At 56.3% G+C, this 13,603-nt stretch carries 12 protein-coding genes and 3 tRNA genes; 12 read left to right on the forward strand and 3 right to left on the reverse strand.

Annotated elements, in window-relative coordinates:
• Positions 1 to 156 precede the first annotated feature (156 nt).
• Together lptF and lptG are read left to right on the forward strand one after the other, a co-directional pair.
• Entirely contained in the window at positions 157 to 1,266 is a 1,110-nt protein-coding gene (lptF, locus tag ACO06L_RS01240) for an LPS export ABC transporter permease LptF (protein ID WP_202348420.1), read from the forward strand.
• Entirely contained in the window at positions 1,253 to 2,314 is a 1,062-nt protein-coding gene (gene lptG, locus ACO06L_RS01245; protein WP_064230586.1) for an LPS export ABC transporter permease LptG, read from the forward strand. The genes lptF and lptG overlap by 14 nt, the downstream gene beginning before the upstream one ends.
• Positions 2,315 to 2,338: 24 nt before the next feature.
• On the opposite strand, the gene ACO06L_RS01250 is transcribed toward lptG, so the two are convergent.
• On the reverse strand, positions 2,339 to 2,893 hold the full coding sequence (locus tag ACO06L_RS01250) for an RDD family protein (protein ID WP_064230587.1): 555 nt from the start codon (positions 2,891 to 2,893) through the stop codon (positions 2,339 to 2,341).
• A 141-nt stretch (positions 2,894 to 3,034) separates the two neighbouring features.
• Here ACO06L_RS01250 and alaS point away from each other — a divergent pair, with 141 nt between their 5' ends.
• The 8 genes from alaS to ACO06L_RS01290 all read left to right on the forward strand — a co-directional run bounded on the left by alaS (position 3,035) and on the right by ACO06L_RS01290 (position 8,950).
• Positions 3,035 to 5,665, forward strand: coding sequence for an alanine--tRNA ligase (gene alaS, locus ACO06L_RS01255; RefSeq protein ID WP_064230588.1), 2,631 nt, complete (start codon positions 3,035 to 3,037; stop codon positions 5,663 to 5,665).
• Between the two features lie 105 nt (positions 5,666 to 5,770).
• On the forward strand, positions 5,771 to 7,009 hold the full coding sequence (locus ACO06L_RS01260; protein ID WP_064230589.1) for an aspartate kinase: 1,239 nt from the start codon (positions 5,771 to 5,773) through the stop codon (positions 7,007 to 7,009).
• Positions 7,010 to 7,198: 189 nt separating this feature from the next.
• Entirely contained in the window at positions 7,199 to 7,396 is a 198-nt protein-coding gene (gene csrA / locus ACO06L_RS01265) for a carbon storage regulator CsrA (protein ID WP_008172808.1), read from the forward strand.
• A 126-nt stretch (positions 7,397 to 7,522) separates the two neighbouring features.
• Positions 7,523 to 7,612, forward strand: a tRNA-Ser gene (locus ACO06L_RS01270).
• 63 nt (positions 7,613 to 7,675) lie between these two features.
• Positions 7,676 to 7,752 (forward strand) — tRNA-Arg (locus ACO06L_RS01275).
• 25 nt (positions 7,753 to 7,777) lie between these two features.
• Positions 7,778 to 7,854, forward strand: a tRNA-Arg gene (locus ACO06L_RS01280).
• Positions 7,855 to 8,211: 357 nt separating this feature from the next.
• The gene (locus ACO06L_RS01285) at positions 8,212 to 8,403 is read left to right on the forward strand and encodes a hypothetical protein (protein ID WP_104320753.1); all 192 of its coding nucleotides are present in this window, start codon (positions 8,212 to 8,214) and stop codon (positions 8,401 to 8,403) included.
• A gap of 37 nt (positions 8,404 to 8,440) precedes the next feature.
• Complete coding sequence (locus ACO06L_RS01290) at positions 8,441 to 8,950, forward strand: BCAM0308 family protein (protein ID WP_202348419.1); 510 nt, start codon at positions 8,441 to 8,443, stop codon at positions 8,948 to 8,950.
• Positions 8,951 to 8,966: 16 nt separating this feature from the next.
• On the opposite strand, the gene ACO06L_RS01295 is transcribed toward ACO06L_RS01290, so the two are convergent.
• Complete coding sequence (locus ACO06L_RS01295; protein WP_265103142.1) at positions 8,967 to 10,796, reverse strand: HAMP domain-containing methyl-accepting chemotaxis protein; 1,830 nt, start codon at positions 10,794 to 10,796, stop codon at positions 8,967 to 8,969.
• A gap of 282 nt (positions 10,797 to 11,078) precedes the next feature.
• Positions 11,079 to 11,615: a DUF2058 domain-containing protein gene (locus ACO06L_RS01300; RefSeq protein ID WP_064230592.1), complete on the reverse strand. Its 537-nt coding sequence runs from the start codon at positions 11,613 to 11,615 to the stop codon at positions 11,079 to 11,081.
• 106 nt (positions 11,616 to 11,721) lie between these two features.
• Between ACO06L_RS01300 and dbpA the strand changes: the two genes are divergently transcribed.
• Positions 11,722 to 13,095 carry an ATP-dependent RNA helicase DbpA gene (gene dbpA, locus ACO06L_RS01305; protein ID WP_202348417.1) on the forward strand — a complete coding sequence of 458 codons (1,374 nt, stop codon included), beginning with the start codon at positions 11,722 to 11,724 and terminating at the stop codon, positions 13,093 to 13,095.
• A gap of 225 nt (positions 13,096 to 13,320) precedes the next feature.
• Positions 13,321 to 13,572: an OadG family protein gene (locus tag ACO06L_RS01310; RefSeq protein WP_008172126.1), complete on the forward strand. Its 252-nt coding sequence runs from the start codon at positions 13,321 to 13,323 to the stop codon at positions 13,570 to 13,572.
• Positions 13,573 to 13,603 lie beyond the last annotated feature (31 nt).

Genomic DNA, 13,603 nt, shown 5'->3' on the forward strand with positions numbered 1-13,603 from the left:
GGGAAATTATCAAGCAATTGGCGCGGCTTTGGTGCCTGTTCGCGCCTTCGTATCGGTGTAATACGGCTGCTCTGTCATTCGACACCAAGGTTACATAGAATACGCGCAGTTCCCAGCGACCTCCACGTTTCAACGGATACGGCCAGAGAGACCGATTTGAACATCATTTTCCGTTACCTCATACGCCAGATCATGATCAGCATGGTTGCCGTTTCCGGCATCCTGCTGCTGGTGTTTATGAGCGGCCGTTTTCTGAAATACCTCGACAGTGCTGCCCAGGGGAGCATTTCCGCCGGTGTTCTGTTCGAAATCATGGCTTACCGTTTTCCGGGGTTTCTCGAACTGATACTGCCACTGGGTCTATTTATTGGCATTCTGCTCGCTTACGGTCGCATGTACCTTGAAAGCGAGATGACGGTGTTGTTCGCCTGCGGTGTCAGTGACAAGGCCTTGTTGGGTAAAACCCTCCTGGGTAGTCTCCCCGTGATGATTATTGTCGGCGCCATGAGTCTTTACGTCTCGCCCTGGGGGATGAATCAGGTCGAAGAGATCTTTAATGAGCAGCGCAAGGCCACGGAGTTCGAGATGCTGGCGCCGGGTCGCTTTCAGGATTTCTCGTCGGGCGGTCGGGTGACATACACCGAAGGCCTGAGCGAGGACAAGCGCCGCCTGCAGGGCGTCTTTATCGCAGAATACGCTGACAACGGTCAGGGCCTGACCATTATCACAGCCGATTCCGGTTCCCAGCTGGTGGACCCTGAAACCGGAAGCCGTTTTTTAATTCTTGAAGAGGGTGGCCGCTTCGAGGGTGCTGCTGGTGAGCTGGATTACACCACTATTGATTTCGAGGCCTACGGCCTGAAAATCGAGAGCGGCAAGGCTGGAACCCGCGAGCTGGAAGAGGGGGCCAGTACCTGGAGCCTGATGCAGTCAGACCGGCTTGAGGATCGTGCTTTGTTGCACTGGCGCTTTTCGCTCCCGCTGATTGTTCCGGTAGTGACTTTGCTGGCGGTGCGCTTGAGCCGGGTGAATCCCCGCCAGGGCAGATTCTTTCACCTGCTTCCAGCGATGCTCGTGTACATCACCTACCTGGGTTTGCTGATCGTGGCCCGGGACTGGCTGGCCGAGGGCAAGGTCCCCGAGTGGGTCGGCATGCTCTGGGTTCATGCCCTGTTCATCGGTTTTGGCCTCTGGTTGCAGTTTGGCCCTGACTGGCTGCATCGCAGGCGGTTGATGCGGGAGGGGGCTGTCCATGCGCAGGATTGACGGCTATGTAATGCGGACCGTCGGCGGCGCCATGTTCCTGGTTATGGTGGTGGTGCTGTCGCTTGATCTGATCTTCGCCTTTATCGCCGAACTTGAGGATACCCGGAATGATTACCAGACGCTGGAAGCGCTCTGGTACGTCTTCCTGACTCTGCCTCGCCGCATCTACGACTACCTGCCGCTGGGCGCGTTCATGGGTTGTCTGGTGGGGCTGGGTTCCATGGCCAGTTCATCGGAGCTGACTGTGATCCGGGCGGCCGGTGTCTCGCTGAAGCGAATTGTCTGGTCGGCAATGAAGCCGGCTCTGGTTGTGGTCATCCTTGGGGTGTTGATTGGTGAGTACGTGGCCCCACCGGCGGAGCGTGTGGCGCAGAGCGACAAGGCCGTGGCGCTGGGTGCGGGCACCAATGTGGCGTCGGCGTCCGGGGTCTGGCACAAGGAAGGGAACGTTTACATTCATCTGAACGCGGTGCAGCCCAATGGCGTGCTTCACGGTGTTTCTCGCTTCCGTTTTGACGAGGATAGGCAGCTGCTGGCGGCGAGCTTCGCGGAACGGGCCATCTATCAGGGCGATTACTGGCTTCTGGAAAAGGTGCGCACCACTGAGTTCGAAGACGACAGAACTACCCGTTCTGAAAACAAGATCCTGAGGTGGGAAACGGGCCTGTCACCAAGCGTTCTGAGTGTCCTGATTGTGAAACCGGAAAATCTGTCCATGACGGGCTTATTCACCTACGCTCGCTACCTGGGAGAACAAAACCTCAATGCCTCCCGTTACTGGCTTGCATTCTGGAAAAAAGCCCTGATGCCCCTGGGTACCGCTGTGATGGTGCTGGTCGCCATATCCTTTATTTTCGGGCCGTTGCGATCAGTCACCATGGGGTTCCGCGTGTTTACCGGGCTGTTGGTGGGGTTGCTCTTCAAATACATGCAGGATCTGCTGGGGCCGATGAGTCTGGTTTACGGCTTTAACCCGATGCTGGCGGTACTGGTGCCAATCGCAGTGAATGCCGTTGTGGGGGCTATCTTGATGCGACGGGCCGGCTAGCGGGCCCGCCCTGGCCCTCTGTGGTTACTTCGCCGCGCGCTTTTTCGTTGCGGTTTCCTTCGGAACCGAGACAACGACGCTGTCGGACAGGCGATCAGTAACCGAAAGGCCGTTAATCGGATAGAACAGTGCGACAATTGCCGGGATGCTCAGGAACAGAGTGGCCGCTCCGAAATAGTAGCTGCCCAGCAGGGTCAGGAAGATCACCCCAGCCGCCGTCACATAGCGTCTGAGCGCCTTGGTCCAGCTCACTGACGTGCCGTCAATGTTTTCAATGCGGATCCGCCACACCTGCATCCCCAGGGTCTGGCCGATGCGAGTCCAGAAATATCCAAAGAACAGATAAAGAACCAGAAACAGGGTGAATGTCAGGCCTGGGTCCCCGGAAAGCTGGCCGGACTCGGCCATTTGCTCGTAGCGGTCCCAGCCCGTAATCCAGCCGGCCACCATGGTGTATCCCCAGGTAGCGACAAGCAGCACGGCGATGCTGATCAAACCGTCGTAAATAATGGCAAGGGCGCGTTTAAGGGCAGTGGCTGGTGGGAATAGTTCCTCGGCGTCATGGAAGCGTCGGGGCATGGAATCTCCTGTGATGTTTCACGTTTTTCCTGTTCTCGGCGTGTGCTAGAGTAGCGGATTTGCACAAGCATGTAAGTATTCGTATTCAATCGTGGACCGGGCGGCATTTCCGCCGGGTTTCTGGAAAGGTATCAAAGGGCTATGAAAACCGCAGAGTTGCGACAGGCATTCCTCGATTATTTCAAGCAGCAAGGTCACACCATTGTTCCAAGTAGTTCGCTGGTACCTGCGGACGACCCCACATTGTTGTTTACGAATGCGGGAATGAACCAGTTCAAGGACCTGTTCCTGGGTCGCGAGGAGCGTGACTATACCCGGGCAACCTCCACCCAGAAATGTGTCCGCGCTGGCGGCAAGCACAACGACCTCGAAAACGTCGGCTACACCGCCCGTCACCACACCTTTTTCGAGATGCTGGGCAACTTCAGTTTTGGCGACTACTTCAAGCGGGAAGCGATCAACTACGCCTGGACATTTCTTACCGGTGAGAATTGGCTGAACCTGCCCCAGGAGAAACTCTGGGTAACCGTTTACGCCGAAGATGACGAAGCCTTCGATATCTGGAACAAGGAAATTGGGGTGCCGGCAGACCGTATCGTCCGGATTGGCGATAACAAGGGCGGCCGTTACGCCTCTGACAACTTCTGGCAGATGGGGGACACCGGTCCCTGTGGACCCTGTACCGAAATCTTCTACGATCACGGCCCGGATGTCGCTGGTGGACCTCCCGGATCACCGGAAGAGGACGGCGACCGCTACATCGAAATCTGGAACGTGGTGTTCATGCAGTACAACCGCACCGCCGACGGTGAGATGCTGAAGCTGCCCAAGCCGTCTGTTGACACGGGCATGGGGCTGGAGCGAATCACCGCGGTTTTGCAGGGTGTGCACAGCAACTATGAGATTGATCTGTTCCAGGATTTGCTGGCAGCCGCCTCTCAGATTCTGGGTGGCGCGGCAACGACCGAAGCGTCGCTGCGTGTTGTTGCCGACCACATTCGCTCCTGTGCCTTCCTGATCGCGGACGGCGTGATGCCGTCCAACGAGGGCCGCGGTTTTGTGCTGCGCCGGATCATCCGTCGTGCGGCGCGCCATGGTAACAAGCTGGGTGCAACCGGCCCCTTCTTTTACAAGCTCACCGGCGCCCTGTGCGAGCTGATGGGCGATGCCTTCCCGCAACTGGTCAGCAGCCGTAAACAGATTGAAAAGGTGTTGCTGCAGGAGGAAGAGCAATTTGCCAAGACCCTGGACAAGGGCCTGCGCCTGCTTGAGCAGGACATCGCCGAGCTCAAGGGCAGCGAGATTCCGGGCGAGACCATCTTCACGCTGTATGACACTTATGGTTTTCCGGTCGACCTGACCAACGACATTGCCCGTGAGCGCGGCCTGACGCTGGATTACGAAGGTTATGAGACAGCCATGGAAGCTCAGCGCGAGCGTGCCCGGGCAGCCAGTAAATTTGGTATCGACTACAACGCCGCCGGCCTGCAACTCGAGGGCAAGACCGAGTTCACCGGTTACGAGCACATTGACGGCCACGAGAAAATCCGCGCGGTCATTGTCAACGGAGAAGAGAAGACCGCCGAAGCCGGCGATGAAGCCGTTGTGGTGCTTGAACGCACGCCGTTCTACGCCGAATCCGGTGGTCAGGTTGGTGATACCGGCCTGCTGACGTGGAGTGGTGGCCGGTTCAAGGTGACGGATACACGCAAGGAAGGGGATAACCACCTGCACCTTGGTACTCTGATCGAAGGCGAGCTGTTCCCGGGGCTGGAAGTTGATGCGCGGATTGATCACGCCCGCCGCGAGCGTACCAAGCGTAACCACTCCGCCACCCACCTGCTGCATGCAGCCTTGCGCAAGGTGCTGGGTGAGCACGTCAGCCAGAAAGGTTCACTGGTGGACCCGGATAAACTGCGTTTCGATTTCTCCCATTTCGAGGCCGTTACTCCGGAGCAGCTTCGCGAGATTGAGCGCCAGGTGAACGAGCAGATCCTGGAAAACAGCCCGGTACAGACTGAAATTACCGACATGGAAAAGGCCCGGGAGAAGGGTGCCATGGCGTTGTTCGGTGAAAAATACGGGGATGTGGTACGGGTGCTCAGCATGGGTACCGACAACTACTCTGTTGAACTCTGCGGCGGTACTCATGTTTCCCGCACCGGTGACATTGGCCTTTTCCGTATTACCTCAGAAAGTGGTATTTCATCCGGTGTGCGTCGTATTGAAGCGGTTACCGGCATGGGCGCGCTGGACTGGATTGACGGTACCGAGCGGACCCTTCGGGAAGCGGCGCGTCTGGTGAAAGGTTCCCGCGAGTCTGTGATTGAAAAGGTTCAGCAAACCATTGACCGCAACCGACAGCTCGAGAAGGAAGTGGATGCCCTGAAGGCAAAACTCGCCTCTTCTGCAGGTACCGATCTGGCCAGCACTGCTGTTGATGTTGCCGGGCTCAAGGTGGTGGCTTCCGAGCTGGAAGGCGCTGACCGCAAGGCCCTGATGGAAACGGCCGATCAGCTGAAAAACAAGCTGGGCGAAGGTGTCGTGGTTCTCGCCAGCGTGGAAGATGGCAAGGTAACTCTGGTTGCCGGCGTAACCAAGTCCGCCACTGACCGGATCAAGGCCGGGGATCTGATGAAACATCTGGCGGCTCAGGTCGACGGTAAGGGCGGGGGACGACCCGATATGGCTCAGGGCGGTGGTAACGATCCGTCCAAGCTGGAGGACGCCCTGGCCGGTGTCGCCGGTTGGGTCGAGAAAAATATCGCTTAAGCAACTGTTTTTGTGGGCGGGCTGGGGTTTATAATCCCGCCCGTTTGTCTTAATTGGCGGAGCATCGCTCCGCTGTGAGTCCCCGTTTCGGATATTGGGAAAACAATGGCTCTGTTGGTTCAGAAATTTGGTGGCACATCGGTTGGAACAACCGAACGTATTGAAGCGGTAGCCGACAAGGTGTGCCGTTTCCGTAAGGAAGGTCATGATGTTGTTGTCGTGGTTTCCGCCATGAGCGGTGAAACCAACCGGTTGATCGCCCTGGCCAATAACATCATGGAGGAGCCGACGCCCCGTGAGATGGACGTGCTGGTCTCCACCGGTGAGCAGGTAACGATCGCGCTCCTGTCCATGGCGTTGCAGAAGCGTGGCTGTGAAGCGCGTTCTTACACTGGCTCCCAGGTCCGAATTCTCACGGACAGCAGCCACACCAAGGCGCGGATCAAACAGATCGATGAGCAGCGCATGCGCGAAGATCTGGATTCGGGCCGAGTGGTGGTGGTTGCCGGATTCCAGGGAATCGACGAAAGTGGAAACATCACCACGCTTGGGCGGGGCGGATCGGATACCACGGCGGTGGCTCTTGCCGCAGCCCTCAGGGCCGATGAATGCCAGATCTACACTGACGTTGACGGTGTCTACACAACCGATCCAAGGGTTGTAGACACTGCGCGCAGGCTTGAACGGATTACGTTCGAGGAAATGCTTGAAATGGCGAGCCTTGGTTCGAAAGTGCTCCAGATCCGCTCGGTAGAATTTGCAGGTAAATACAACGTTCCATTAAGGGTTCTTTCCAGCTTCCAGGAAGGCGAAGGCACCCTGATTACTCTTGAGGATGAAAACGCCATGGAACAACCGGTTGTTTCCGGCATCGCTTTTAACCGTGATGAAGCCAAACTGACCATTGCCGGCGTACCGGACACCCCGGGTAGCGCGCTGCGTATTCTGAAGCCGGTGAGCGACGCTAACATTGAAGTTGATATGATCGTGCAGAACGTGGGCGAGGATAACCGCACTGCCTTCACGTTCACCGTGCACCGTAACGATTTCAAGCGGGCGAAAGAGGTGCTCCAGAGGGTGGCCGATGAACTTGGTGCCCGTGAAGTGGCCGGCGACAGCAAGATTGCCAAGGTCAGCATCGTGGGTGTCGGTATGCGTTCCCACGCTGGTGTGGCAACACAGATGTTCGAGGCGCTGTCCAACGAGGGCATCAACATTCAGATGATCTCCACGTCAGAAATCAAGATTTCCGTGGTGATCGACGAGAAATACCTTGAGCTTGCGGTTCGCGCGCTTCACAGTGCATTTGAACTGGACAAGCCCGCGGTATCGGAAGAGGCCTGAAAGCCGCAGATAAAAGGTCGGTCTGCGGGGCCTCCGAAAAAAGGGCATCATATACTGAGCCTATGACAAACGCACACCGTATAAGGGAATGTGCGTCTACAGCTCAGTAAGTGATCCCACTATAAAAGCAATAAATAGATCAAAAAACCATTTATCGGAACAGGTAGCTCTGGATAGGGAGTAAGGGATATGTTGATTTTGACTCGCCGCGTGGGCGAAACTCTGATGGTCGGCGACGATATCACCGTCACCGTCCTGGGAGTGAAAGGCAATCAGGTGCGCATTGGCGTCAATGCCCCGAAGGAAGTCGCGGTACACCGTGAAGAAATCTACCAGCGGATCCAGTCGGAAAAAGGCTCTGAAGAGCCCGAGCCCGGCAACAGCTGAGAGACAGAAAGCCGTTCAAGGGAAACCTGAACGGCTTTTTTGATGGTGTGGGGAAGCGGGCCCGAAAAATCTCGTGTCAACCCTATGAAAACAGAAAAATTATGGTAGTATACGCCCCGTTCTCAAGGAGAGGTGGGTGAGTGGCTGAAACCAGTTCCCTGCTAAGGAACCGTACGAGCAATCGTACCGAGGGTTCGAATCCCTCCCTCTCCGCCATTTTCCTTCTGGGAAAAGCGAGACAGGTTGAGGTAGCACTCAACCACAGCAAGTGATCAATGTGCGGCTGTAGCTCAGCTGGATAGAGTACCTGGCTACGAACCAGGCGGTCGGAGGTTCGAATCCTCCCAGCCGCGCCATCGATCAACCTGCAACAAGTTTTAAGCGGCTGTAGCTCAGCTGGATAGAGTACCTGGCTACGAACCAGGCGGTCGGAGGTTCGAATCCTCCCAGCCGCGCCATATCAAATAAAGAACCCCGCCTTGTGCGGGGTTTTTTATTTGCAAATCTCGGAGTCTGAAAGGATTTGAACCGATAAGAGGTTCGACCGAAACCCACGTAGTGGGTTGAGGAACGCCGGAGCCGCGCGACGGCGACCCCGAAGGGGTGAGGGCCGAAGGCCCGAATAATCCTCCCAGCCGCGCCAAATAAAGACCAAAGCGCCTCAGTTTGTGCACCCCACAGGCTGAGGCGTTTTGCTTTACCCTTCCAGTTTTGCTCTCAGTCAATTTTCCGTTGATCAATATTTGCACAACTCCCTCCCGCCTGCCTATTCTTTCAGATGTAAGGAAATGGAAAGCAAACAGGAGGTTTCACTCATGAGCAAAACAGTCAATGGCGCCTATCAGGATCGTGACCAGGCCAAGAACACCTGGGATGATTTGATCGCAACCGGCATTCCTCGGGACAACATCTACATTGACGAAGATGCCAAGCTAGTCAAGGTTATTGTGCCTGCGGAAACCGAGCGTGAGGTTCGGGAAATCTTTGATCGCCACAAGCTTCAGTGAACCCGGGCAATCCGTTAATAGCGAAGGGAGCAATGATATGAGCGGCAAGGATGGGGATGTAGCGGGACGCGGGCGCGGAGACAGACTCCTCAAAGAGGAAGTTCACGACCCATACGTGGCTCGAAGCAAGCCCAGGGAGCCCACCACGTGCCCTGGTTGCGGCGCTGTTTTCCATAAAGGGCGCTGGCAGTGGGCGGACCAACCGGGTGGAGCGGCTCACGAGATGATGTGCCCCGCCTGTGAGCGGATCAGGGATGATATGCCGGCCGGGATTCTCACGCTCTCTGGAGGGTTCCTGGGTAAACACCGGGATGAAATCCTGAAACTCATCCATAACAAGGTTGAGGAAGAAAAAGCCGAGCACCCGATGAAACGTCTTATGGGTATTGAAGATGGTCCGGAGGGAGAGTTGATCGTTCGGTTCACCGATCTTCATCTTCCCCGGGGTGCCGGGGAAGCGATTGAGCGAGCCTACGACGGTGAGCTGGACATCCAGTACACTAAGGAATCGAACCTGGTTCGGGTGTACTGGAATCGGGATGAGTAGATAGCAGGTTTGCCAGTTACAGTCGGAATCGGGAAACCAGATTCTGCAGGTCACTCCCGAGCCTCGCCAGTTCGCTACTGGAGCTGGCGGTCTGGTTCGATGAGGCGGCGGACTGATCGGTCACGTCGCGGATGCTGGTAATGTTCTGATTGATTTCCTCAGCCACCGATGTCTGCTGCTCGGAGGCTGTGGCAATCTGGCTGTTGTACTGTTTGATGTCCTCCACGGCCCGGGCAATGCGTTCAATGGTTGCCCCGGTTGCGGTGGCGCGCTCGAGGGTGTTTGAGGCCATGGTGGTGCTGGACTCCATGGCGGATACCGAGTTGCCGGCACTGCTTTGAAGCGATGTCACCAGCGTCTCGATTTCCTGGGCGGACGATTGGGTCCGCTGGGCGAGTGAGCGTACCTCATCTGCCACAACGGCAAAGCCGCGACCCTGCTCGCCAGCTCGGGCTGCCTCAATAGCGGCGTTGAGGGCCAGCAGATTGGTCTGTTCGGCGACCGATTTGATGACATCCAGGACTGTTCCGATGTTGGCGGTTTCCTTCTGCAATCCCTGGATGGTTTCCATGCTCTGGCTGACTTCATGGGCCAGGTTGTTCACCTGATTGACCGTTTCCCGTACTTCCCGTTCACCATCGCTTGCCTGGCTGGCGGCGTCTGTGGCTACAGAGAATGCCTGTTCGGCGCTGCGGGCGATTTCGCCAACGGTTGCGGTCATTTCGTTCATGGCCGTGGCAACCTGGTCGGTTTCCTGTTTCTGGCGGTTGATGCCGTCGCTGGTCTGGCTGGTAACCGTTGACAGCTCCTCGGCAGAGGCGGCGATGTTGGACGCCCCTGATTCAATGCTTCTGACCAATTCCCTGAGGCTGGTTACCATGGTCGCCAGAGCGGCCATCAGCCGACCAATCTCGTTGGTACCGCTTGCCTTGATGTCCACGGTCAGGTTGCCAGAGGCAACTTCGGACGCAATGTTCACGGCCTGATTGACGGGGGAAACGATGGCGCGGGTAATCAGGTAAGCCATCAGGATGCCGAGCACCAGGGCGATGCCGGTGGCGCCAAAAATCAGCCAGGACGCCTGCTGCCTGTCAGCTTCCATCTTTTCGGCCTGAAGTGCCCGAAGGTTGTTTGCCGATTCGATGGCGCTCCTCGCCGTGCTAACCATGTCATCTGAAAATTGCTTTCCGGCATTGGTAAGATCCACAACGTTTCGAAATTCAGAGACATAAGTATCGAGAGCCTCGTTAATCTGCTCCTTTTCCTCGGCTGTTATCGCTGCTGACTTAAGGGGACCCTGAACCCGTTTGGCGTCATCAAGGTAGGCTTTCACGCTTGCATCGTCGTGATCGATAAGAAACTTTCGCTCGGATCGACGCATGTCTTCGAAAATGGCCGAAGCAAAGAACAAAGAGCTGTGGGCCTTTAAAGAGGATCCAAAAATGCGCGCGCTGGTTTCCAGTCGCTCAAGCGCCTCCTCGCGCTCGCCGATGTTTGTCTCAACCTGTTCCATCAGCTGTTGGTAGTTTTTTACGTCGGCCTGAATCTGGCCTAGCGTTTCGATATCTTTGGGCACTGCAAGTAATGGCTTGATGTCACTGATCAGCTCCAGAACCCGGTCGCCCTGGGCCTGGGTTCTGGTGACAGCTTGTGCTTCGCCGGTCAGAAGGAAGTTCTTCTCTTCAACCCGGGCCTCGGTGAGATTGGTGTTCACCTGCCCGAGCATGGCAACAATGTTTGACCGCTGGCTGTAACTATCCAGTGCGCGGTCGCCAACCAGGCCTACCAGAATGGTCAGAATGAGCAGGATGGCAAATCCTCCGGCCAGCCTGGTTCGGATAGTCATGTTGTTGAAGAGCTCTGAAAAACGCATTGTTTCTGTGTTCCTGACGGGTGTGAGGTTTGCCGGCCCAACTTCGATAGCGTCTCGATTTTGGCCTGGGACCAGAAAAAAGGACTTTTGATACGCCTGGAAGAGTAAAGGTGGCTTTTATTTGACTTATATTAAGAGGTTTTACGGCAGGGTATTCCAGAACTTTACAGTAACAGATGATTACCGGGTGTTTTTTAACGTGATACGAAATGGTGGGTTGCTGGTTCTGATTGCTATCAGAACCAGCTCAGCTGCTTACCACATCAGGTCATCAGGAATTTCGTAGCCCGCGTAGGGGTCGTCCTCTCCCACATCGTCTTTCTTGCGGTCATGGAGCACGACAACGGCGCTGCCATCCCGTTCCATGATCTTGCGGGCAACGCCTTCAGCCACGATCTCGTAACTGTCGTTCACAAAAACGATCGCGAGGCGGCCGCGGGAGAGCTGGTCCACCATGGTGTCGTCCACGAAAAGCTTCTTGATCTTCTTGTCATGGACAAACTGATATGAGGTTTCGCCCCGGCTGCGATCCAGTCGATTAGTTTCCACCAACTGGCGGATCTGGGCCTGAATAGCTTTTTTCTCGGCAGTGCGCTGGCGCTCCAGGTTGAGTTGGCGATCCCGTTCGGCTTTTTCTTCCCGGGCCTGGCGAGCCCGGATCTCGGCCTCGTTCACCTCGACAGCGCCCTTGGGTTGCTGCTTTCTCTTCTTGCGCTTTTCGCTGCGAATGGCCTTGGCCTTTTTCTCGTCGGCAAGGCCGGCTTTCAGCAATTGATCCTGCAGGGATGCCATTAGTAACTCCATTCTTTCGTTGCAGATTCTGGTATCATTTCGGCCTAGTATACGCCCTCATTATTGCCTTCATAACCAGCTTCCGCTGATTCCGGGATTTTCTTCTATGTCTTCTTTCAATGACTTCGGCCTGTCCTCTGCCATGCGCTCGAACCTCGATCAACTGGGTTTTGCCAAGCCCACTGAGATTCAGGAGAAGGCCCTTGCACCGGGACTGGCCGGGAAAGACATCATCGCCATGGCCAAAACCGGTAGCGGCAAAACGGCCGCCTTTGGCATCAGTCTTGTTGAGCGGCTAAATCCCCGGCTGTTTGCGGTTCAGGCGCTGGTGTTATGCCCAACCCGTGAACTGGCAGACCAGGTGGCCAAGGCCATCCGGGAGCTGGCGCGGGCCCGGGATAACATCAAGGTACTGACTTTGTGTGGTGGTGTTGCCATCGGACCGCAGATCGGGTCGCTCAGCCATGGTGCACATATTGTGGTTGGAACGCCGGGCCGGATTCAGGACCACCTGCGCAAGCAGACCCTCTCGCTGGCACGTCTGAAAACCGTGGTGCTTGATGAGGCGGACCGGATGCTGGACATGGGTTTTCAGGAAGCAATGGAAGATATCCTCTCCGAGACGCCGCCCTCTCGCCAGACCATGATGTTCTCGGCGACCTGGCCCGCGCCCATTCGTGAACTGAGCAAGCAGTATCAGAAAAGCCCGGTAGATGTTCGCGCTGAGGAAGCCGGTGATAATCCCGACATCGAAGAATTGTTCTACGAAGTGTCGCCGCAATCCAAATCGGATGCCATCGTGGCACTGCTTTCCCAGCGAGAGCCTGAGTCCTGTATCGTTTTCTGTACCACCAAACAGCAGTGCGACGAACTGGCGCAGGAGCTGGGTGAGCGCGGGTTTTCCGCACTGCCGCTGCATGGAGACCTGGAGCAGCGGGAACGCGACAGCGTGCTGGTGCGCTTTGGTAACCAGAGCTGCTCCATTCTGGTTGCCACCGATGTGGCTGCCCGAGGCCTTGATATCAAGTCTCTGCCGTTAGTCATCAATGCTGAACCCGCGAGAGATCCCGAAGTTCATACTCATCGCATCGGGCGCACCGGCCGGGCAGGGGAGCAGGGCCACGCCGTTACCTTCTGTACACCGGCCCAGGGCCACAAGATCAGTCGCATTGAATCCGAAAGAGGGCACAACGTGGACTGGGGAGACACGGAGGCTCTTCTGGCGACGCCCCTGAAGCCAGTTGCTCCGGCTATGAAAACCCTGTGTATTGCTGGTGGCCGCAAGGACAAGATTCGTCCCGGGGATGTTATGGGTGCGTTAACCGGTGAGGCGGGTCTGCCCGGAAAGGCCGTTGGCAAGATCGACCTGTTCGACCATCAGTGTTTTGTGGCGGTTGAAAAATCACTGGCAGGTAAGGCTCTGTCCAGGCTTGAAAGTGGCAAGGTCAAAGGCCGGAAAATACGCGTCCGATATGCCTGAATGAGAATTGCTTCGTCTGTATAAATACGTGTCTTTTCGGGCCGCGACGCTCGGAAACCCCGTATAGATTTTTGTATTCAGGTTGCCCGAGGGCCCTGAAAACGGTAAATTACGCAGGATTTTGCCCCCCCGAATTGTGGCGGAAGGCTGTTAGACCTTAGTCTAACTGGTCAGTCCGGGCAACGTTCGGGAGAAACATAAAATCAATACAGGTAGCTGTTCGATATGAATGACCTGATGTCACAAGCCGTCGATCTGATGATTGCCGGAATGGGGTTTGTGTTCGTGTTCCTGATTATTCTGGTGTTCGCGACACTCCTCATGTCCAAACTGATAGGACGGTTTGCGCCGCCAGAGCCGGCAACCCCGGCCAAAACGCCACGTGCCAAGCCGAAGGCGCCCGCGTCGGTTGACCCTGACACCGCCGAGGCCATCAAGAAGGCGATTGCACAATTCCGGTCGCGCCACAAGAAGTGACCCGGTAAAAGACTAGAACCTTTAAACAGAA

The organism is Marinobacter sp., from assembly GCF_965229985.1.
Lineage (GTDB): Bacteria > Pseudomonadota > Gammaproteobacteria > Pseudomonadales > Oleiphilaceae > Marinobacter.